This is a genomic window from Paraclostridium sordellii, assembly GCF_000953675.1.
GTDB lineage: Bacteria > Bacillota > Clostridia > Peptostreptococcales > Peptostreptococcaceae > Paraclostridium > Paraclostridium sordellii.
Genome location: NZ_LN679998.1, coordinates 1577597 through 1602403, shown reverse-complemented (window position 1 = coordinate 1602403; position 24807 = coordinate 1577597). Strand labels below are relative to the sequence as shown.

The 24807-nt window shown below is 28.0% G+C and carries 15 protein-coding genes and 1 pseudogene; 5 read left to right on the top strand and 11 right to left on the bottom strand.

What is annotated here, in order from left to right; translation table 11 throughout:
* Positions 1-132: 132 nt before the first annotated feature.
* Positions 133-9459, bottom strand: coding sequence for an isopeptide-forming domain-containing fimbrial protein (locus tag ATCC9714_RS07725; RefSeq protein WP_057574274.1), 9327 nt, complete (start codon positions 9457-9459; stop codon positions 133-135).
* Between the two features lie 247 nt (positions 9460-9706).
* Between ATCC9714_RS07725 and ATCC9714_RS07720 the strand changes: the two genes are divergently transcribed.
* Positions 9707-10450 carry a hypothetical protein gene (locus ATCC9714_RS07720; protein ID WP_057544938.1) on the top strand — a complete coding sequence of 248 codons (744 nt, stop codon included), beginning with the start codon at positions 9707-9709 and terminating at the stop codon, positions 10448-10450.
* 303 nt (positions 10451-10753) lie between these two features.
* Positions 10754-11503, top strand: coding sequence for an EFR1 family ferrodoxin (locus ATCC9714_RS07715; protein ID WP_057544937.1), 750 nt, complete (start codon positions 10754-10756; stop codon positions 11501-11503).
* 242 nt (positions 11504-11745) lie between these two features.
* On the opposite strand, the gene ATCC9714_RS07710 is transcribed toward ATCC9714_RS07715, so the two are convergent.
* From ATCC9714_RS07710 to ATCC9714_RS07690, 5 genes are read right to left on the bottom strand one after another with little or no spacing between them, the layout of a single operon-like run.
* Complete coding sequence (locus tag ATCC9714_RS07710; protein ID WP_057544936.1) at positions 11746-13110, bottom strand: sensor histidine kinase; 1365 nt, start codon at positions 13108-13110, stop codon at positions 11746-11748.
* Complete coding sequence (locus ATCC9714_RS07705; protein WP_057544935.1) at positions 13101-13766, bottom strand: response regulator transcription factor; 666 nt, start codon at positions 13764-13766, stop codon at positions 13101-13103. Before ATCC9714_RS07705 ends, ATCC9714_RS07710 begins: the two co-directional genes overlap by 10 nt.
* 13 nt (positions 13767-13779) lie before the next feature.
* Positions 13780-14526, bottom strand: coding sequence for a lantibiotic immunity ABC transporter MutG family permease subunit (locus ATCC9714_RS07700; RefSeq protein ID WP_021121923.1), 747 nt, complete (start codon positions 14524-14526; stop codon positions 13780-13782).
* A gap of 2 nt (positions 14527-14528) precedes the next feature.
* Positions 14529-15251: a lantibiotic immunity ABC transporter MutE/EpiE family permease subunit gene (locus ATCC9714_RS07695; protein ID WP_057544934.1), complete on the bottom strand. Its 723-nt coding sequence runs from the start codon at positions 15249-15251 to the stop codon at positions 14529-14531.
* The gene (locus ATCC9714_RS07690; protein WP_057544933.1) at positions 15244-15948 is read right to left on the bottom strand and encodes a lantibiotic protection ABC transporter ATP-binding protein; all 705 of its coding nucleotides are present in this window, start codon (positions 15946-15948) and stop codon (positions 15244-15246) included. Before ATCC9714_RS07690 ends, ATCC9714_RS07695 begins: the two co-directional genes overlap by 8 nt.
* A gap of 369 nt (positions 15949-16317) precedes the next feature.
* On the opposite strand from ATCC9714_RS07690, the gene ATCC9714_RS07685 reads away from it, so the two are divergent.
* Complete coding sequence (locus ATCC9714_RS07685; protein WP_057544932.1) at positions 16318-17850, top strand: amidase family protein; 1533 nt, start codon at positions 16318-16320, stop codon at positions 17848-17850.
* Positions 17851-18215: 365 nt separating this feature from the next.
* On the opposite strand, the gene ATCC9714_RS07680 is transcribed toward ATCC9714_RS07685, so the two are convergent.
* Positions 18216-18881: an ABC transporter ATP-binding protein gene (locus tag ATCC9714_RS07680; RefSeq protein ID WP_057544931.1), complete on the bottom strand. Its 666-nt coding sequence runs from the start codon at positions 18879-18881 to the stop codon at positions 18216-18218.
* A 34-nt stretch (positions 18882-18915) separates the two neighbouring features.
* A complete protein-coding gene (locus tag ATCC9714_RS07675; RefSeq protein ID WP_057544930.1) occupies positions 18916-21492 on the bottom strand; it encodes an FtsX-like permease family protein in 2577 nt (858 codons plus the stop codon).
* A gap of 247 nt (positions 21493-21739) precedes the next feature.
* On the opposite strand from ATCC9714_RS07675, the gene ATCC9714_RS07670 reads away from it, so the two are divergent.
* Entirely contained in the window at positions 21740-22462 is a 723-nt protein-coding gene (locus ATCC9714_RS07670) for a DUF5714 domain-containing protein (protein WP_057544929.1), read from the top strand.
* A 40-nt stretch (positions 22463-22502) separates the two neighbouring features.
* Here the strand turns inward: ATCC9714_RS07670 and arsM are convergent, their stop codons facing one another.
* From arsM to ATCC9714_RS07655, 3 genes and pseudogenes are all read right to left on the bottom strand, one after another.
* A complete protein-coding gene (gene arsM / locus ATCC9714_RS07665) occupies positions 22503-23261 on the bottom strand; it encodes an arsenite methyltransferase (protein WP_155485678.1) in 759 nt (252 codons plus the stop codon).
* Positions 23262-23309: 48 nt separating this feature from the next.
* Positions 23310-24029: pseudogene (locus ATCC9714_RS07660) on the bottom strand (metallophosphoesterase family protein).
* 9 nt (positions 24030-24038) lie between these two features.
* Complete coding sequence (locus tag ATCC9714_RS07655; RefSeq protein WP_054629323.1) at positions 24039-24422, bottom strand: ArsR/SmtB family transcription factor; 384 nt, start codon at positions 24420-24422, stop codon at positions 24039-24041.
* A gap of 211 nt (positions 24423-24633) precedes the next feature.
* On the opposite strand from ATCC9714_RS07655, the gene ATCC9714_RS07650 reads away from it, so the two are divergent.
* Positions 24634-24786 (top strand): hypothetical protein, encoded by a 153-nt coding sequence (locus ATCC9714_RS07650; RefSeq protein WP_155484061.1) that lies wholly within the window; start codon positions 24634-24636, stop codon positions 24784-24786.
* Positions 24787-24807 lie beyond the last annotated feature (21 nt).

The following is a 24807-nucleotide window of genomic DNA, read 5'->3' as shown; positions in this document are numbered from 1 at the left end:
ACACTATTTTCATTGTGAATACATTTTACATATTTATTCTACTTTCCTAATTTCAGTTTAAATAAAGACCTCAACAATACAAATTCGTATTGTTGAGGTCTAACTTTCTATCATATGCAATTAATCTTATAGTTAATCACTTACACATATTCTGAAGCTTAATTTTGCGTAAAAACTTGCTCTAGATCCATCTATATATAATTTATAATCTGTAATAGTAACATTAGTATATAAATTACTATTTGACATTCCAACTGGTATAAATACAGGAATTACTCGAGATTCATTAAATGTTTTTACTCCAAATGTATTATATGTTATATAATATTTAAAATTAATATTAGTATATAGATAGTATCCTTCTATTTTAAGAGTTGGTGGGCCATAGTTTTTATAAACTATATTTTTTTTATCTAATTGTGTGCTAGCTACTGATGCCTCTACATTACTTTTTGATAAATCAATATTTTGGACTTTAATATTTTCTAAAATAAATGGTAAACATTCATCTATATACTTATCCTCACAAATTATAAAGGTTAATACCTCGTTACTTTCCCCACTAGCGTTAGCTCCATCTGATTCGTCAGGATCTACTGTATATTTATAATTAATACTAGCACTATTTACTAATGGATTAGGTGATGGTACTTTATCTGACTGTATCTGTATAGGTATTTTTACTGTTATAGCTGATGATCCAAGTTGACCTACTGGATTTAATGCATTTTCTAATCTTATTCCCGTAGTCTGAATATCCCCTGTGAAATTTATGCTATTACCATCATTATCAATAACAGTTATAGGCCCTAAAAGTTTAGCTCCACTAGGTAGTATATCCTTTATAACTACATTTGTAGCCGGTGTGTTTCCAGTATTTCTTAAATTAATTGTATAGTTTAAGGTATCCCCCAGTATAGCATATTCATTATCTACTGATTTGTTAAAACTAGTAATCAAATCTGCAGTATTTATCTGTGTTACTGCTTCATTGGATGTTCCCTCATCATTAACTGAATTAGGATTTGCAGGATCTACTGTGTATTTATAATCTATTGTAGCAATGTTTTGTATTGGGTTTTGTTTAGGTAGCTCTACTACACGAACTTGGTAATTTATAATAACTGTATCTAAACCATATATTGGATTGATTATATTTATTTTTGCCATAGATTTATCTACCTTAATGTCTACACTACTTGTTACGCTTCCTTCTATAAGAACAGTTCCTAATGGTAGTATATCTGTTATAACTACACTATTAGCACTAGTATTTCCTGTATTTCTAATTGTTAGTTTATAGTTTAATGTATCTCCAACATCTGCATACTCTTTATCTACATCTTTTGTAAAATTCCCTACTGATGTTAAATTTGCAAAATTAACCTGTGTCAAAACTGGAAGAGATACTAATTCACTATGAGCTCCATTTGGATTTAATGGATTTACTGTATAGTCATAATTTATGCTTGCATTGTTTTCCATAGGATTTGGTACCGGTACTATACCTGAATCTACTGTAACTTTGAAACTTACTTTAAGTGTACTTCCTTGTGCTATTGGCTCATTTATTTTTATATCTGTTGGATTTGTTCCTTCAAAATCTATAGGGTTACCCATTTGGTCTGTAACAGTTATACTGTTAGCTACATATGTTGTTCCTGGTGGTATTGTATCTGATACTAATACATTGTTGGCATCAGTATTTCCTGTATTTGTAGCTACTATAGTGTAGATTAAAATATCTCTCATTCCTGCATATTGCTTATCTACGGTCTTATTAATATAAGTACCAAATGATGCTAAGTTTGCACTATTAACTTGTGTTGATACAGAATTTGATATTATATTATTGGTAGCTCCATTAGGATTGTTTGCATCTATTGTATACCTATATCTTATGTTTGAAGTACTTACTATTGGATTTGGACTTGGAATAGAAACCACACGTACTTGGTAACTTACTGTTATAGTCTCACCTGGAGCTATTGGATTTACTATTCCTATGCCTCTTGAAGGATTATATCCTACAACCTCTACATTTGAATATACACTTCCTGATATGAAGCTTGTTCCTGGTTGGATTATATCTGTTATTCCTAAAGCTGTAACCTCTGTGTTACCGTTATTTTTAATTGCTATTGTATAAGTTAATATATCATTAATATCTGCATATTCTTTATCAACTTCTTTAGTAACATCTAACTCAGCATAGTTAATTGTTGTCTTGGCTTCAGGAGTTGTTCCACTAGCTGTGTCTATGTTTTGAGTGGTAGGGTCTACTTCATAACTATAGGTTATATCTGCAGTGTTTAATATTGGATTTTGTATTGGTATTATATCTACTTTTACTTGATAAGTTACTATAACTGTCTCATCTACATCTACAGGATTTAGTAAAATTATTGTTAATTCTTCACTACCTTCTTTGTAATCTAAATTATTACCATATCCATCTTTAACAGTTATGCTTGATGGTATAATTGAAGTTCCTGGTTGTATTATATCTTTTATTGTTACCATTTTTGTATCATCTAGTGTTGTAATAGTAGGAGTGTTTCCAGTGTTGGTAGCTGAAATTGTATAAGTCAATATATCTCCTACACCTGCATACTCTTTATCTACAGTTTTTTTGAAATTATCTTTAAGATTTGTATGATTTATCTTAGTTGATACTTCATTAGTTATTCCTCCATCAGAGACAGTATTTAAGTTTACTTCATAATCATAAGATATGTCTGCAGTATTTACTACAGTTTGTGTTGATGGTATTGTAGCTACTACAACTTGGAAAGTTACTTGAACTGTATTTTTAGCATCTACTCCATTAGTTATAATTATTCCTGTTGATGGATTATCTCCAGAAAAATCTATTGAATTACCATCAATGTCTGTAACAGTTATATTTCCATTAAATATAGTTCCAATTGGAATATCATCTATTATCTTTACATTATTTGCTATAACATTGCCTGTATTTGTAGTCGTTATTGTGTAAGTTAATATATCATTAATATCTGCATATTCTTTATCTACTGACTTTCTAAAATTTGATTTTAGATTTGCATTTTGAATTTGAGTTATTACAGGTTTTGTTATTCCACTTTCTGTAACTGATGTATTATTTGAATTATCTACTATATATTCATAGGATATATTTGATGTATTTGATATCTGATTAGTTGATGGTATGCCTGTTACAGATACTTGATAAGTTAGTATAATAGTTTCACCAACAGCTACTGGTTCAGTTAATCTTAGCCCAACTGAAGGAACAGTACCCATATATTGTAAAGGTTTAAGATTTCCATCTGTAATAGTTATACTCTCTGGTATAAGAGTAACATCGGGTTCCAATTCATCAGTTATTAATATATCTGTAGCATTAACATTACCAGTATTTGTAGTTGTTACTGTATAGGTCAGTGTATCACCTATATCTGCATATTCCCTATCTACTGTTTTTATGAAATCTGTAGATAAATCAGCATTATTAACTATAGTTTTTATCTCACTTTCATTGTTGACAGTAATTATCTCGCTGCTTACTGGATTTACTTCATAAGAATACTCAATACTTGAAGCATTTATTATTGTATTTGATTTTGGTGCTTCATCAACTTTAACTTGATAAGTTATTACAACTGTATTACCCACATCTACTGGATTTAGTAAAATTATAGTTAATTCCTCACCACCTAGTTTATATTCTACTTGTTCACCATTGCCATCTATAATATTTATAGTTGATTGTAATAAGGTAGTTTCTTTTGGTATTTCATCTTTTATTACTACTTTATAATTATCATCAGTGGTATTAAGTGTAGCAATATTGCCTATATTTGTAGTTTGTATTGTATAAGTTAATGTATCACCTATATCTGCATATTGTTTATCTACACTTTTTATAAATTTTTCTGATAAATTTGCATTATTAACTCTTGTGGATGTTTGGTTACTTACTCCACTGTCTGAAACTGTAGTAACAGGTGTTGTATTATTATTTAAAATAAAATCATAATCTATTTTTGCAGTGTTTAATACATAATTTGTAGGTGGAATAGAATCTACTTCTACTTTAAATGTAATTATAACTCCATTGTTATAGTCAATCCCATCTGTTATAAATATTGGCGTATTTTCTAAATCCCCAGAATAAGCTATAGTATTTCCTAATAAGTCTGTAACTGATTCTATATCAATAAAAGTAGTTCCTATTGGTATTGTATCTGTTATCAATACATTGTTAGCCTTTGTGTTTCCTATATTTATAATTCTTATTTCATATATAAGCACACCATTAATATCTATATATTGCTCATTTACACGCTTAGTAAAATTTGATTTTAGGTCTACAAAATTAATAGTTGTAGTAGCTGGCCCAACAATTAAATTATCATTTTCTCCATTTACTAAGCTTGGGTCTACTGTATACTCATAACTTATATTCGCGTAATTTTCTATAGGATTAGTTGTCGGTATTTTATCTACATTCGCCTGAAATACGATATCTATTACTTCATTTGGTTGTATAGGATTTACTAGTGTTATTCCAGTTACAATGTCATATCCAGTATATGGATTATCTACAACTAGACTTCCTAAAACTAAGCTTACTTCACTTGGTAAGCTATCTTTGATAACAACATTATTTGCAGAAGTATTACCTGTATTTTTAATACTTATATAGTACGTTAATACATCTCCCACATAAGAAAATTCCTTGTTAACTTTTTTTATAGAATTTCCTGGTGATTTAAAATCAGCTGTGAATATTTCCGTTGCAGTTGTATTTGTAATAATATTACCAGAGCCTCCTGTATATGTGTAATCTAATGTAGCATAATTTAGAAGATTATTTGGATTAGGTAATGAACTTACTGTTAGTTCATACACTATCTCAATAGTTTGTTTTGGTGCTATTCCATTAGTTATAGTTATTCCTATTGTTTCTAAATCTCCAGTATAATTTATAGGATTTGAAGTAATTTTATCTATAACATGCACTACTTCCTTAAAATTAGTGTTATTAGGTGGAGAATCTTTAACAACCACATTATTTGCAGTTAGATTTTGACTACTATTATGAATAGTTAATCTATAGGTTAATATATCACCTACAGTTGCATATTGTTTATCTACGCTTTTTGTAAAGTCATCTAATCCTATTAAATTTGGGCTACTTATTGATGTGTATACTTGGTGAGTAGTACCATTTCCATTGGCAACAACAGGCGGAGTTGTTGTAGGGTCAACTATATAGCTGTAAGTTACATTAGCTATATTTGCCATTGGATTTGTCGATGGCATTGAAGTAACAGTTACTTGGTAAGTTATTATAACAGTTACTCCTACATCTATCTTATCTATATTTATTCCCGTAGCAGGATTTTCATTTGTTGATATACCATCAACCATTGTGGTACCTACTTTAAAAGTGGCTCCATTAGGTATAGAGTCTATTACTATTATATTATTTGCAGTTGTACTACCCGTATTAGATACTGTTATTGTATAAGTTAATGTATCACCAACTAACGCTGACGTTTTATCTACACTTTTATTAAAATTGTCGTGATTACCTATATTAGCATTATTAACTTTAGTTGTAGCTATGTTTGTAACCCCACTTGCACTAGCTCCATTTGGATTTAATGGATTTACTGTATATGTGTAGTTTATATTTGCAAGATTTGTTATAGGATTTGGATTTGGTATTACATCTATTTTACCTTGATAAGTTATTGTCACAGCTCCACCAGGACTTATAGGTGCTGTTAATGTTATTCCATTTTGGATATTATCCCCTGTATATGGAATGGTAGATGTTATGCTCCCTTCTACAAGTGATGTTCCTGATGGTATTACATCACTTATAGCTACATTGTTAGCATCAGTATTCCCTGTGTTTTTAGCTACTATAGTATAAGTTAATATATCTCCTACATCTGCATATTGCTTGCTTACGGTTTTTGTAAAGTTGCCTGTTGATATTAAATCAGCATGATAAATTTGTGTATTAACTGAATTAGATGTATTTACTACACTTATTGGTGGACTAGCTGGGTCTACAGTGTAGTAAAAATTAATAGAAGCATTGTTAGTTATTGGATTTGTACTTGGTATTATACTATCTACTTTTACTTTAAAGGTTGTAATAACACTATCACTTGAAAAGATTGAGTTATTTAGTATTATTTTTAGCTGATTTCCTTGTATATTTGATGTGTAACCTACGGGGTTATCAAATTTATCTTTAACTACTATACTCCCAGCTTCTAATGTAGTTCCTAATGGTATAGAGTCTGTTATTGTTACAGAATCAGAAGAAACATTACCTGTATTTGTAGTTGATATAGTGTAAGTTATAATATCTCCTATATCCGCATATTGCTTATCTACATCTTTATTTATTGTAAGATTAGCTAATCTAGCATTTACTTTAGTCTGATTACTTGTTTTACTTTTTTCTATAGAGTCCAAATTATAGTTAATAGTAGCTGTATTTAATATTGGATTTTGTGATGGTAAACTATCTACAATTACATCAAATGAAACTGTTAATAATGTATTTGAATCTACTGTACTAATATTTATACCTTTTAAATAACTCGGATCTGAGTTTATAGGTGGACTGTTTCCTATTCTAGTTAAGTTGTTAACATAAGATGTACCTGTTTGAAGTTGATCATACACATATACATCTGTAAGTGCTACATTGTTTCCTGTATTATCAATGGTTACTGTATAGGTATAAGTTTGCCCTACTGTTACGTAAGACTTTGAACTTGATTTTGTAACACGAGGATTAGCCACTTCAGTTGAAACCATATTACTATTTGTTGATACTATACCAACTTTTACACTTGCTGTGTTTTGTAATGGTGTAGTAGCATTTAAACCTACTTTCACTGTTGATGTTATGGTTATAGGATTATTTGGAAATGTACTTCCAAAGTTTAGATTTAATTGTGTTGTTGTTGAATTATTGGCAACCACAGTTGCTCCATTTACAACAGTGTTTCCTGGAATAATTGTTACATTGGGAGGTAAATTATCTATAAAAATTATATCATTTGCATAAGTTCCTGGCTTAGTGCTAGTTATAGTAATTGTGTAAGTTAATAAATCACCTGGCTCTAGGGCATTTCTATTTATTGTTTTGATTATATTTAATTTAAATAAATTAGTTGTAACTGTATTACTAATAATTGTAATTGTTCGTTGCTGTGATCCAACCTTATATTGTGAGGTAATAGATGCTATATTATTTATTTGGCTACTAGCTGGTGTAGATGTTATGACAACTGTATAAGATACTACTATACTCTTGCCAGGATATAATGGAAATGTTCCTGATTTAATTGATATAGTTGAAAAGTCTATAGCTGAAGTTGGACTTATTGAAGAATATAGTACCCCATCTATAGTTACTCCACTGCCATCGTACATTGTATTTGCTGGTGGCAGATCATTAAATATTATATTATTTATAATAGTATCACCTGTATTTGCTATAACTGTTGTATATTTCAAAGTGTCTCCTACTTGAGCTAATGATTTATCTACTGATTTTAAAACAGACATACTAGGATTTATAATACTCACACTTGTTGTATTAGTAGATTGAGTTATTGTAGTTTGGGCTCCTGTAAAAGTTATATTTGCTGTATTAGTAATTGGCGAACTGGTCGGTGGAGAACTTACTAATACATTAAATCTTACAGTTTGATTACTATATGCTGGTATAGTTCCAATATTTATACCGAAATTTGGATTTGAATTTATTGGTGAATTTAATCCTATTACTGTTGAGTTTGGGACATAGGTTGTTCCTGATTGTAGTGTATCCACTAAAGATACATTTGTAATATCTACACTACTTGCCGTATTATCTATACTAACTGTATATGTTATAATATCCCCATTTACTGCTTGGTTATTTGATACTGATTTACTTTGGTTTACTCTTACACCATTTGTAATAGCTATATTACTTCTTTTTGTATCAGTTATTGGACTTACTCCTGCTGCTGGAGTGTAAGTATACTGCCCATAAGCAGTATTTTGAATTGGAAATACAGTTTGAGAGCTAGTTATAACATTATAGGATATAGTAACTGTTTGATTTTGAATTAATGGACCAATCTGAATAGATATACCTGTCGATGTTGAGTTATTTGTTATACTTCCTGTTACTCCAGAGATAGTTATACTACTTACATCTATTGTTTCACCTGTTAATGCTGGGTCATAAACTAAAAAGTCATTTGTAGCAAGTGTTCCTGTGTTAGATACAGTTAATGTATAGTGTATTGTCTGCCCTGCAACAATAAGGGTATCAGTAGTATTTTTTTGCATGTTTATTGTTGTATATGCTCTATCTATTTGTACTGCAAATGCATTTGCAACATATACATCTCCTGCTGTTGCAAGTCTTACAAGTGCACTTGTTTGATTATTCGACATAGCCGCACTTCCGTCAACATTAGTTATTGACCATCCTTGTCTTCCTCCTGAAATATTAGCTGGTACAGCTTGTGATGTGTTTGCATTTCTATTTCCAAAGGTTCCAGTTGTATCTATTTTACCTACATTTACACTGTTAGGATCTCCAATATTGATTTGTGAATTGAAAAAGTTGTCATTTGAATTTGGAGGGCTAGCCCAGTTATTAGGACCATATAATTTTTTTAAATTTGATGAATTAGGGCCAAACTGCATATAGTCACCAATACGATTTGCATCACCTTCTATAGAACTTACTAACACTCTAGCATTTACAGTACCATTTACAGGTGTTGCAAATCCAGATATAGTGGTATCTACAGTCTCACTACTTACTGATTCTCCCCCTGAGAATACTGTCATATTCCTTATTGGTAGTGATATATTACTATAAACTACAATAAGCGACCACCCAGCACAAGCTCCTGAGATATCAGTAGTAGAAAGAGCTGCTGGTACAGCACCCACTGTGTATGTTCCACTTGATGATATTAGAGATGTTACATTTGCTGATCTAGAGTAAAAAGGGCTTACTGTATATGCTGTTAACGAATCCGGAGCTATATTGTAAGTTCTACCTTCAGGTACTGTAAATTTAATAGAATTATTTATATAGTTAGATATATTTTCTATTGTCTGATTGCCTAAGTTATAATTACCACCCCATATAAGCTCTGCATATAAGATAGTACTATTATCTAATATATTCAACTTAGCAGATGATGAATTTTGTGTCCAATCCAGAGTAATATTTTCATAATTCCCTAAGTTAACTATAGATGTCCATCCAGTTGGAGTTGGTATTGACACATTAGTTGTTATAAATCCACCAATTGCATCTGATATTCCTGGGGTTAAAGCTCCTGTTGTACTTTTACTCAAGCCTAGTGTATTACCTGTTATAGTAATACATCCACGAGTTGTAGCTGTATATCTATTTCTAAATGGCATGATATCCTCCTTTCAAATTTATAAATTAGATTCTATATATAGTGTATTTTATTATCTAGCTCTTGGTTACTACTCTCTTTTATTAATGTTTTATTTATTTTTTCTATTGAATTTTTACAATTACTTTTAAATAGTTTATATTTTTTGTAATTTTTAGTACATATTTTAATATTTTAAATAAAATATAATATAACATTTTTTCTTATCATAAAATGTATATCATAAGAAGACAGGAGATGTGTTAACATTGTTAAGTAATAACTATAATAAATGCTCTATTTGTTCAGTCTCAACTTCATCAAGCATTAATAAAGTAGATTTAGATTCTTTTAATCCAAGTATTTTAAATTGGGGACATGTTTTAAATACAGAAATTTTATCTCTATCAGATAATAAAAACGGTATAAAGGATATCTCTCTCGTATCTTCTAATGTTTCAATATGCAAATCAAGATTGATTGAAACTCCGTTCGGATTAAAGACTTATAAGGTAGCTGTTTTAGATGCTTCTGGTAATCCTGTTTATGAAAATAATATAGTAAGTGAATCTCCTTGCCTTAGTGTTTTACAAATACAAAGTAATGCAGAAGGATCTTGTCTTAGCGGTCGAGAGTTAATAGTTTCAGGTACTATAAATCAAAGAATAATATATACACTAGATTTACCTTCAAGTCCTGTGCATTATATCAAATTAAGCTACCCTTTTACTACTTATATTATTGTATATCCTAAATTTAAAAATGTACCGAATATATTAAGAGATGTAGTAGTTATAGATCCTAAAGACCCTACAAAGACACTAACTATTAAGGGATATGTGTTTACTAATGCTTCTGATATAGAAGTTGATTTATGTGAAGAGTTTTGTGTAAATGCATATGTAGATTATACTTTTGTTGAATTATTAGACAGTAAAAATATATATAATAGCATGAGTGTATTTATTTCGGCTATTCCAGCTTCCAATATAATTAAATATAATGGAGTATAAGAACTTTTTTCAAAGCTTATATTCTCTATCAAAGAATATAGAAGATTCTATTTTAGTTTATATACCTAATAATCCACTTTTTCATTTTTAGTAGTGATTCATCAAATGTAAAAGTGGATTTTGTTTTATTTAAAATTTAATGGTAATCAAATTCTTTACCAATAAATTTTAAAAGTATTAATATGCTATAATTTTTTTAACTAGAGAATTTTATATTTATTGAAATACAATATATCAATAAATTATTTTATTAGATCAAAAAGAATTAAAGATTAAAATGAAAATATTTAGGGAGATATAATTATGATTTTATATTTTAGTGGTACTGGTAATAGCCGATATGTAGCTCGCAAAATTGCTCAAGAATTAAATGATGAACTAATATCATTAAATCAACTTATAAAAGAAGAAAAAACAGATGAATTAATATCTACAGATAAGCCATTCATATTCGTATGTCCTACTTATGCATGGAGATTGCCACTAGTAGTTACGGACTTTATTAAAAAAACAAAATTTTTAGGAAGTAACAAAGTTTATTTTATAATGACTTGTGGAGGAGATACAGCAAAATCCATAAACTATATTAAAAAACTATGCAAATATAAAAATTGCCAATTAAAAGGTATGGTAGAAATTAAGATGCCAGAGAATTATGTAGCTTTATTTTCTGTGCCAGATAAAGAAACGTCAAAACAAATTATTAAAGAAGCAGATAAACAAATATATAAAATTATTTCTGATATAAATAATGAAAATGAATTTGAAACTATTACCCCTAGCGGCTTAGGTGGTACAATTAAAAGTGGTATAACAAATTTAGTTTTTTATAAATTATTTGTTCATGCCAAGGGATTTCATTATACTGATAAATGTATTAGCTGTGGAAAATGTGAAGCACTATGTCCTTTAAATAATATTAGTTTAAAAAATCAAAAACCAGTTTGGGGAAATAACTGTACTCATTGTATGGCATGTATTTGTGGTTGCCCTGCTGAGGCTATTGAGTATAAAAATAGTACTCAAAATAAAGAAAGATATTATCTAAAATAATACATTTTTAGTATTTAAACCATTATAAAAAGCCAGTAAAATTAATTTTACTGGCTTTTTATAATGGTTTAATATTCTTAATTTTCAATTCTTTTTATAATATTCATATCCTATGACTTTTTGTTATTACTCAAATTTTAAAGCAAAATCGTTTTTAATTTATCTACTTTTTTTACAGGTGATATTAAATCCTAATATCGCTAGTATAACTCCAGAAATTCCTTATATTTTATTAGATATATTTATTGTTTTATGTTAATCACTAATGATACCTCTGCTCCATCTTTATCTTCTCTATTTCTTAGTTCTACAAAACCTTCATGCTTTTTAGCTACATATTCTGCAATATATAATCCCATACCATAGTGATTTCCTACTTTTCTTTCACTTGATTCCATATAGAATTGATTTTTTGCATTTTTTAATCCACTCTCTGTAAACCCTTTACCGCAATCTCTTATAGTGAATACTAACATACCATCCACTTCATTTACTATAAATCCTATTTCACTTTTTATAGGTGAATAATCAACTGCATTTGACATTATATTTACAATAGCTCTCATTAAAAGCTCTTTATTTGATATAAAATATTTTGTTTTATAGTTAATTTCAGTAGAAATTCTTATATTCTTTAATGAACATAGCACATAAAGTTCACTTTTTAGCTCTTCTAACAACTCTTCTATTCTAATATTTTCATTTAATTCATATTCATTACTCTCTGATTTAGATATATCCATTAATATCGATACATATTTTTCAATTTTATCAGCATTATTAATAATATATCTAGTAAATTCTCTATCTTCTTCACATAATTCACCTTCATTTAAAAGTTCTGCATTTCCCTTTATAATTGTTATTGGTGTTTTTATATCGTGAGCTAATAAACATATTTGATTTTTCTTTTCTTGTTCTATCTTCCACTTTGCATTTAATGATTCTTTTAAAGCTATTTTCATATTTGATATAGAAATTAATACTTCATTAAATTCTTTTATTTCACTTGATTTTATTTCAAAATCTAAATCTTGATTTATTATTTTCTCAGTTGCTGCTTTTAATGGATTTAGTTCTTTTTTTAATTTTTTCCCAAAATTTATCGCTATAACAAGAGCTATAAATATAAAACATATAAAAAATGCATATATGAATAATATCTCAGGATAAGGTATTAAATCATTCCAATATTTTGAGGTAAAGTGAGCTTTAATATCATATCTAATAACACATATTCCATATTTCAAAGATATTTGACTGTAAAAATATTTACTTTTAAAATTTTCTCCTTCTAAATACTTATTTAATTCTTTTAATTCTTCTTTATCAAAATTAGTTTTAATAATCTCATTTTTATTATTTAAAAAAGCATATTTACTAGGATAAGGTATTTTACTTTCATCTAACTCTAATCCTTCATCAACTTCTTTTTTTAATTTTTCTACTTGATTTTGGACATAATTAGCAGGTTTTAAGATATTACTATTATCTAAAATCTTAAATATAGCTATTAATGAAAATAATAATAATATAGTTAGAACACAAAAAATAATTAAATATCTTAGAAAAATAGTATATAAATTTTTTTCTCTTTTTATTTCCATTTATAACCTATTCCCCAAACTGTTTCAATTGGACTTTCTATACATTTTGTGATTTTTGCACGTATATTTTTTATATGTTCTCTTATACAACTATTATCACTATCTTTTTCATATCCATATACTTCTATAAAAATTTGCTCTAATGAAAAAACCTGTCCTCTATGTTTTGCTAGATATTCACAAATAGCATATTCACCCTTTGTAAGTGCTATTTTATAATCATTAAAGTATATTTCCTTAGGCTTTAAATTAAACTTCAATCCATTAGTTGATAAAATCTGGTGTTTTTCTCTATGTTCTCTTCTTAAATGAGCTTCTACTCTTGCTCTTAGTTCTATAATGCTAAAAGGCTTTTTTATATAATCATCTCCACCTGTTGAAAAACCTTCCAAAATATCTTCTTCCATTGTTTTAGCTGTTATAAAAATTATAGGACAATCTACTTCATCTCGAATATTCTTACATAAAGTAAATCCATCTATTCCTGGCATCATTACATCCAATAATATTAAATCAAATTTGATAAGATCTTCCTCATTAATATCAATTGCATTGTTTCTTACCGTTACTATATGACCTTGTTTTTTCAATGCATTTTTTATTAAATTACAAATTTCTATTTCATCATCAATTACTAAAATTTCTGCACACTCCATAAGTACTCCTTAATTAATAATTTTCTCTCTTTCCTTCCCAACGATTACTAAGTGTTAATTGTAAAGCTAAAAATATAGTTATAAAAATTATCATCATAATTATTGCCTGTGTTATCGGCTCTTTTTTATTTAGAATATCCAAGTTATATAATAAGAAATAAGAACTTAATCTTATTGAGTATCCCCAAGGTAATAAGGTCCATATCCATTCTCCTATACCCGTTATCATCAATGCTGATATAGTACTTCCTATTATTCCAATTCCAATTGATGCTCCTCTACCAAAATAAAATACTACTAAATATTGTAACATATATAAAAGGATACTGCTTCCAAAAACTATCAGTGATTCTTTAATATAAACACCTATTTCTATTAAGCTATTTCCCATTAAATGAAATGTAATTCCAAATCCTAAAATTGCTATTAATGTTGATATTAAACCTAATATCAACATTAATATTAACTTGCTAAAGTGAGCAAAATACTTTTTATCTGCTATTCCTAAAAAATATTGAAATTCAGCTTCTTCTTCTTGTTCATATACCATATTTACTATAATAGATATTATTAAAGGAAACGATATCGAAATAATTTGAACATATGCCATAACTTTTTGTAATTCACTCCATGGCGAAATTGTATAATATGCTAAAAAAGATATTACCGTTATTATTGGAATCATTAAATGTAGCTTAATTATATTAGAGTGATAAAATTTATAAAAATCTGCCTTTAAATAATTTAAAAAGTGTAACATATCTATACCTCCTGTTTCTCAAACCACATTGAACTTAGATATGAAATTACAATATATAATGATACTGTTATTGCTAATCCTATTAAAATAATTTTTATATCAAAAGGATAACTGCCATTTTCTACAGCTAGACCATTAGGTAAAACTCCTATAACATGACACATAATTCTTGAAGGGATTGCAAATGGAATCCACCATGTTGATTTAAGTGCACAAATTATTCCTATTCCACAGTTACATATCATACTAATTATTACTGAAACTCCAGTACTAACTTTCATAGATATAAACATGAATAATGGTATTTGCCAAGAAAATAATATAAATAAAAGTATTGAGGCTAAAAAACTTTCCTTTATAGAAATTGTGCATTTAAATAAATATCCCATAACAGTTACTTCTAAAAAAAATAGTAAACATGCTATGCCTAAATAAATAGTACAAAGAATTATTTTACTGTACCAAATTTTATCTTTATCAATTACAACACTGAATAATCCATTAAATTTTCTTTTGCTATCATTATTTATAACAAATGATGATATTATAGTAAGGGCTCCTGGCAATATAATTATATACCACAAATTGTATCCTCCTTGTTGTATATAACGGCCTCCCATTAATAAAAATGCTACTAATAAAGTTATTGTTGGAGCTAACCATATTAGTGCTTTTTGAAAACTATGTTTTTGTTTTAAGTTCTCAGCTTTTATCATATTAAACATTTTTATTTCCTGCCTTTCTAACTACATCTAAAAACAGATTTTCTAAATCTATATTCTCTTTAATTCTCTCCTGATACCAAAGTTGACCACTCGCTATTATCCCTATATAATCGGCTATTTGCTCTACTTCAGATAAAATATGACTAGACAATATTACACTTATTCCTTTTTGCGAAAATGATTTTATTAATTCTCTTAGCTCTCCTATACCAATTGGGTCTAATCCATTTGTTGGCTCATCTAATATTAAAAGTTTTGGATTATTTAATAAAGCTATTGCTATTCCTAATCTTTGTTTCATTCCCATAGAAAATTTACCTGCTTTTTTATTCCCTGTGTCTGTGAGTTGAACAATTTCTAATACTTCTTCTATTCGTGATTCTGGTAAATTATATAGCAATGTACGTACCTTTAAATTTTCTCTTGCACTTAAGTTTTCATAAATTGGAGGTTGCTCTATAAGTGATCCTATTTCTAGTAAGTCAGTTCTTGACCATGGCTTTTCATTGTATATTATTTCTCCTGATGTAGGATTTATCATTCCTGTTAACATTTTTAATAGTGTTGATTTACCAGCACCGTTAGGCCCTAATAATCCGTATATTGAATTTGTAGGTACTAGTAACGATATTTCTTTATTTACTTCTTGTTTTTTATAGTTTTTATTTAATTTTTTAGTTTGTATTATATATTTCATAGTATAAACACCCTTTCTACTTGTTTAATTGAAGTATACGTGATATTTATAAGGATTTTATAAGGATTAATAATTTAAGTTTTCATTATTTATTTTAATAACTCTATCTATTATATAAAAAAGGTATCGATTGAAGAATCGATACCTTTTTATGGATTTTAATTGTGGATACTATTCATAATAATCATACCAACTATTTTATATCATTAATGTACATAAATTTTTTATTATAAAACTGATTTTTTATTTTTATTCTACTAATAATATTACAATAATGTTATATAAGTGTTATATAAATCGATGGTTGGAAATTTAATAAAATGATAATATATTTTTATCAAATAAATTATATCATTAAAGGAGGAAAAAATGAAAAAATCAAAAATTGCAATAATTGCAGTTATTGCTTTAGCAGTAGCTACAGTTGGTGGTTTCATGTATATAAAGCAAATTGCACCTTCAGGTGAAGAATGGATATCTTATAACAACCAAGAGGTTATAAACTTAATAGATAATCAACTTAAAGGAATCGATATTGATAAAATATCTAAAGAAAAAGAAAGGTATGTTATAGAAAAAAGTATTGATGAAATACAAAGTTATGTAAAATCAGGTAAAATCACTTATTCAGATATAACTGCTATATATCTAAATAGAATTAAAGACTTAGATCAAAAAGAGCATGGATTAAACTCTGTAGTTACAGTAAATCCAGATGCTATAGAAGAAGCTAGAAATGCAGATAAAGCATCATCAGATAAGAAAGTTGGAGTATTTGGTATACCTGTGTTATTAAAAGATAATATAAATACCGCAAATATACCCACTAGCTCAGGAGCTGAAGCATTTACTAATTTTATTCCAAGTAAGGATGCAGAACTTGTTGAAAATCTAAGAGAAAATGGAGCTGTTATACTTGGAAAAAACAACCTCTCTGAGTTTGCAAATTACATGTCTACTAGAATGCCTTCTGGTTATAGTGGTAGTAAGGGACAAACTGTAAATCCATTTGGTCCACTAAAAATATCTCCATCTGGATCTAGTAGTGGAAGCGCGGTTTCTGTAACAGCAAATTTAGCACCTATTTCAATTGGGACAGAAACATCTTCTTCTATTATAGCTCCATCATACATTAACTCTGTAGTTGGTTTTAAACCATCAAGAACTTCAGTATCTAGTGAAGGTATTATGCCTTTAGTGAAAAAGTTTGATACTCCAGGTCCAATATCAAAAACAGTAGAAGATGCAGTTATTGGATATAATAGCATGTCTAATAATAAAATAAATATTGATGAAAATCCTGACTATATTAAAGGTAAAACTATAGGTCTTTTATCTTACGAATATGATGACCAAGAAATGCTAGATAAAATGAAAAGTAAATTAAAAGATATAGGTGTGAATTTAGTAGAAATCAATATTGATGAAACTGGTACAGATTTATTTGGTATCCTAGATATATCTTTTAAAAAAGATTTTGAAGAGTTTGCTGCCAAATACAATCTTCCTATAAAAAAACTTAATGAATTAATAGAATATAATAAAAAAGATTTAAAAAGAAGAGCAAAATACGGACAAGATCATTTAGAAGCTTCAGCATCAATTAAAGATATCGATCAAAATGTTGTAGATAATGCTATAAAAAATGATACTAAGAAATTAGATGAAGCTTTTAAAAAATATAATTTAGATGCAATAGTATGTTTAAATAATTCAGGAATAGGATTATCTTCAATAGCAGGTTACCCGGAACTAACTATCCCTTTTGGTAAAAATGCTAAAAATGAACCTCAAGGTGTAACTTTTATTACAAAAAATGGAGAAGATAAAAAAATATTAGATATCGGTTATAGCTTTGAGAGTCAAACACATGGTAGAATTAATCCACTTTCAAATAAATAGTTAGAATTATAAAAAAGAAAACCTATATTAAATTACAGGTTTTCTTTTTTTATAAATTTATAATTTAAAACTTTAAAAACTTTTTATTTCTAACTTGGATTGTGATTACTCTAAATTACATCTCATATTATAAGAATAAGATTTACAATATTTGTTCTATATTAAAAGTAATTTTGATTAATTAGTTAAATAAAAAATCATATTTACTATTATATCAATATGATTTTCGTGAATTTCAATGCTGAAGACGAATAACTCTTCACCCTATATAAGCACACTATTTTTAAGACACGAGTTTTATGTTTATAGCAATCTGGCAAAACCTGAAAGTCTACACTTTAGGATTTCATTAAAAGAATATTCTATTAACTTAAAACCTTACCATCTTTGATAGTTATAACCCTATCTGCCATATTCGCTATATCATCATTATGAGTTATCATAACTAAAGTTTGGTTAAACTCCTTAACACACATCTTTAAAATATCCATTACCTCATCTGTAGTCTTAGAATCAAGATTACCCGTAGGCTCATCTGCAAATATTACAGAGGGTTTATTAGAAAGTGCACGAGCTATAGCAACCCTTTGCTGCTGCCCTCCTGAAAGTTCATTTGGAAACTTATTAACTTGATTTGAAATGCCAAGCTTATTAATTAAATCATCTATATAATCTCTATCCTCTTTCTTTTTATCTATAGCTACTGGAAGAACTATATTATCATACACATTTATAACAGGAATTAAATTATAGCTTTGAAATATAAACCCAAACTCTTCTCTTCTTAACTTTGATAATTTATCATCTACCATAGTGTAAATGTCTATGTCATCAAGATAAACATTCCCCGAACTTGGCTTATCAAGACCTGCCATACAATGAAGCAAAGTACTTTTTCCCGAACCACTTGGACCTATTATAGCCGTAAATTTATTTGGCTCAATTTCTATATTTATTTCATCTATTGCATGTACCTTACTTTCCCCTTTTCCATATATCTTTTTTAAATTTGATACCTTTAGTCTTTTCATACTTTTTCTCCTTAAAGTTAATTATACATAAAACTTAATCATTTTCTGAAATTCCCTCTGTTATTGATACCTTATATAGCTTATCTTTAGATACATATACTGAAACAAATCCTATGATTATAAAAATTCCAAATAGTATAAGTATTTGGTTCCAAGGAATATTAAATTCCATAGTTCTTTCAAAACTTCCTTCTATGAGAATTTTATTAGCATTTGAAATTCCTATATACTGATAGACTGTTGCAATTACAGCTCCTATTGTAGAGGCAACTATTCCATAAAATTCACTTTCTATTATCAAAGTTTTTTTTATATCCTTAATACTCATTCCAAGAGCTCTTAGTGTTGATAACTCTTTTTTTCTTGCAATAATATTACTTCTCATAATAAAAATGCTGTTCACAGCAAGTATAAGCAAAATTAAACACTGATATATTGCTGTAAGTCTGTCCTCTGAACTTTGTTGCGCTCCAATAAATTTCATGTCTTCACCTTTACCACCGATTGATGAAAATGCATAGTGCTTTGTTAATTTCTCTAAATTTTTTTCAACTGGGTATACCTCACCTTTTTGAGTCATTACATAAATCTTGTTATAATCCTTTTGATTTGTTAATTCTCTATAGTCATCTTCTCTAAATATTACCTGTGCTCCCTCAGCCCCAACATTCCCATCTTGAGCTGCTGCATAAGCTTCTTTCATAATAGCACTAACTTCAACCTTCAATGTTTCATATCTTTTGGTACCATCTTTGTATACAGGTAATTTTATATCTATAATATCTCCAACCGTTGCACCATCAATTACCTTTGCCTCAAATGAATGGGTAACTTGTGAGTTGATATTATTTACCAGTATAACTTTTTTGTACTTTCCTTCTTTAGTATTTACCAAATTTTCTCCTTCTTGAATAAATGACTCTCTACTCTTTAACATCTCGTCGCTATATCCTCTTATAAGAAGTGGATATTCATTATTATGTTCCGCCTTATATAGTCTATTTTTTCTGTTTAATTCATCTTGATAAGCTTTAGATATTTTATCATTAGAAAGTATAATATACCCCTCAGGATTGAAAAAATTTGGTTCTACACTTTTTACTCCTTGTATATTTTTTATATTTTCTATCATATTTTTATCAACTTTATAAAATAAACTTTCTGCCCCATTATAACTACCACTTACTGTTTTATCTACACTTCCATAGGACATTCCCCAAATACCACCTGTTATTCCTAATTCTATATTTGTCTTTAATGTATCTTTTAACGCAAAGCTAAAAATAAACATTGTTCCAACCATGGTAATTGCAAGCATTGTTATAATAGTTCTAGGTTTATTTCTCCATACATTTTTAATTGCAATACTTCTAATTATATTTTTATGTGTTCTGTTTGTTTTTGTACTTTTATGTTTTGATTTTTTTTTATACTTCTCACTTTCTTTTATTGAATCAATTATAGACATCTTAACAGCTTTTCTAACTACTATAAAACTACTTGTGGATACTGATAATACTGAAACTAAAAAAGAATAAATTATGCTTGGAGCTCCTATCGTTAACATAGAGCTATATCCATATACCATTTTCACTCCAATATATGATAAAATTATCCCAAATAATATACCTATTGCTGTTCCTAAAACCATGTAAATAAGACTCAACTGTATAAACATACTCTTTATTTTCTTTCTTGACATACCTATAGCTCTCATAAGGCCTATTTGTATTATCATATCTTTAAGAATAATATTAAAAATATTATATATTACAAGACTAGATACAATAATTAAAAGAATAGTCTTCTTAATGTTTTCTATATTATTCTTAGATATGTCTTTAAAAAGGTTGGCTGAACTAACTTCAGCATTTTCACGTAAATAGTCAACACTAAGATTTAATTTTTTTCCCATTTTGCTTAAAAATTTAGATGTATTATTTTCTGACTTTAGAAGTATTGTTCCTTTGTATGTATCTTTAGTTTTCATCGGAAACTTGGCTTCTTCATATACAAATGCTTGAGCCTTAACTCCACTTATAGAATTAGATACTGAACTATAATATCTATCTGGCTTTTCAACTAGTCCAACAATCTTAAATGTTTTATTAGCACTATCTATTTTGTTAATTCCCTTTTCATCAACATACTTATTCATTAACATTAAATCAATATTCTTATTTAATGGATCATCTATACCCATCTGTTTTACTGCTTCTTTTTCTATGACAATTTCTCCATCTTTTGCTGGTTTTCTTCCTACCATCTTGTAGTTAAGAGATTTTATAAAGCCTTTATCAAATGAATTTAAATCAAGTTTAACACCACTATCTTTATTGACTATTTCACAAAAATATTTAACTTTACTTGATTTTTTTACTTCATTATCATTTTCTAGTTGTTTAGCTTTATCTATACCAATCCCCTCAAACCATACTTGATAATCTCCATGTAAATCTTTTGCTTCTTGTATTTGGGAATCATATCCTGAATCCCTAATTACAATCATTGAGAAAATTAACATAACTGAAAGTGCAATACTTGATAATAGTGCTACTGTTTTTCCTCTTTGTTTTTTCATATACGATATTGCTAGTTTAAATGTAATCAAAGCCCTATCTCCCTTTCTTGTATTAAATCATTTTATAAAAAAATGTTACCTTCTTTGTAGAGAAGGTAACATTTTTTTATACTTGGATTCAATATAATATGGACAAGTGGTAGTTTTTTACCGACAACTAGCATATTTAACTTATTATACAAATTAACTTTATAAGTTTGTAGAAACTATATATCATTAAAAATTATAAAAATGTATAATTATATTTGGGATTATATATCAAGGGGTGAATTAAAAAATGAATAAGTTTAATTGTCTAATTTGTAATGAAGAAGTGCTTTACGAAAATGAAAGTAAAGAAAGAGAATGTTATTTTTGTAAAAAGACTTATGAGTCAGCTATAATATGTAAAAATGGTCACTATGTATGTGATGAGTGCCATAGTAGCGATGCATATACAGCTATAACAAACTACTGCTTAAACACTTATAGTACAAATCCAATAGAAATGGCATTAGATTTAATGAAACATCCATCTATTAAGATGCATGGACCAGAACACCACTATTTAGTGCCAGCTGTATTAAGTACTGCATTTTTAAATAAAACTGATAACAGAGAAAAGCTAGACAATTTATTAAATGAATGTCAAAAAAGAGCTAAAAATGTATTAGGGGGATTCTGTGGGTTTTATGGAGCATGTGGCGCTGGTGTAGGTTGTGGAATATATACTAGTTTAATCCAAGAATCAGGTCCTATGAATAAAGAAGAATGGGGACTTTGTAACTTAATAACGTCAAAGTCATTAGAAAATATTAGTAAATATGGAGGCCCAAGATGTTGTAAAAGAGATTCTTTTACAGCTATAGATACGGCAATTGACTTTACTAAGAAGTATTTAAATGTTGAGCTAGATAAGACTACAGACTTAAAGTGTCATTTCAATAACTTAAATAAAGAGTGCTTACATACCAAATGTAAATTTTATAATGAAAGTATATTAGTTTTAGAAGAAAACTAAATTATATATACAATAAAAGTATCTCCCTAAGGAGATACTTTTATTTATTAGCTGTAACTGAAGCAGACATAATATATTCACCTACATTTAAGTTATGTCCCCACTTCTCTTCATATTCTTTAGAAACAGGCTTTACATCTATTTTAATATTTTTAAATCCTGATTTTCTTAAGTAAACTTCTAACTCTTCAACTGAAGAGGCTCCTGTGACTCAGCCACAATATAGCTTTTCATCTTGTTTCATCTCTTGAGTTAAATCTTTCATAAGAACTATATCTGATATAGATAATCTACCACCAGTTTTAAGTACTCGATAGGCTTCATCATATACTCTTTGTTTATTAGGAGATAGATTTATAACACAGTTTGATATTATGATATCAACTATATCATTTGCCACAGGTAAATTTTCAATCTCACCTAGTCTAAAATCTATGTTTTTATAACCGTTATTTATTGCATTATTTCTCGCTTCACTTAACATTTCAGGAGTCATATCTACTCCTATAACTAAACCTTTATCCCCTACTTTTTTAGATGCCAAGAAGCAATCAAATCCAGCCCCACTTCCCAAATCAAGTACTGTTTCACCTTCACTTATATTTGCAATTAAATGTGGATTTCCACATCCTAAACCTAAATTAGAATCCTTAGGTACAATATTCATATCTTCACTAGAATATCCTATACTTTTAGATATGTCCTCTCCACTAGAGCTAAAGCTAGCTTCTTTTTTCACTATTTTTTTATAGCTATCTCTAACTATATTTTTTAAATCTCCATTAGTAATATCTTTCATACTACAAGCACCACCTTTTTATAATTATTATTTATTTGTAGGATAAATCTATTTAGAAATACCTTCTCTTATAAGTCTTGCAAAGTCATTTGGTAGTATTTTATTTCCCTCTATTTCTTTAGCTACTTTTTCAAAATCATAAAAAACTTCTATTATTTCAACTTCTACAATTGAATCTATTATATCTATAATTACATAGTTAGCATTAGGGCTTCCTGTCTTTGATTTACCAACACTTCCTGCATTAACTAATAATTTTTTCCCATAGTATTTAACATATGGTATATGAGTATGACCACATACTCATATATCCTCATCTAGATTATTCATAACCTCATTGGCTTCTTTAGAATTTTCCTTTAAATATTCATTTATAAGTCTCGTACTACCATGAACAAATCTAATTGTTTTATTATTAAAAGAAATTACTGCTTCTTTTGGTAAATTTCTTAAATACGCTTTATTTTCATCTGTTGTTTCCTCAGATGTAAACTTCATTGAAAGGCTAGCATTCTCTGCATCCTTAGGATCTGGATAATCACATCCACATATTATTTTAAAATTACCTATAGCTTCATCATAGTTGCCCATTATAGTAAGCACTTTATTTTTCCTTAAAGTTTCTATAACCTCATTTGGCCTTGTAGCATACCCCACCAAATCCCCTGTGCAAACTACCATATCTACATTTCTTTTTTCAATATCTGCTAAAACTTCATTAAGAGCATATAAATTACTATGTATATCTGATATTGTAGCTATCCTCATTACTTCCTCCTAATTTGATTTTATTTTGTTTATAACATCTCTTATCTGAGTAACTGTTTCACATGTTAATCCAGCGTCTTTATAATTAACTAAAATATCATAATCAAGTTTTAATTTTTCTTCTTTTTCTAACCCATCTTCTAAAATAGCTTTTATAAAACTATACTCATTTAAAGTATCTTCATTTAGCTTATAATAGACATATTTAGCTTCTTTGTAGTAAGTTACTAAATTAGCATTCATTAGCTTATTTAAATGTCTTGATGCATTAGATTGTGTAATTTCAAGTATTGCTTCTATTTCACAAACGCATAGTGGCCCATTTCTTAAAATATTAATTATTTTAATTCTAGTCTCATCCCCTAATGCTTTTAGTATTTGTACTATTTTCATAAATCCTCCTTTTTCATATTAACATATTCATTTATACTCATATGATATATTAAAAACAAAGTTTTGTAAACTAAAAAATAAATCAAATATTACATATTGCATATGAAAAAAATATATAGTTAAATTTAGTAAATGCTTTTTAATACAATATTTTTTCTTAAAGTAGATAATAATAAAAATGTATCAATACTATTATTAGGAGGTCAATTTAATGAAAAACAAGCAACCAAAGTTTAATAGTAACAGTGATGTTAAAATGGCTTGCACTACAAAGAAAAGATTACAAGGTACTTGCCCAGAATATAAAGATGGATGCCAATCAAAAGAAGAAAAAAATAAAAAATACACAAACCAATTTAAATAAACTTGTGGCATTATAATTAAA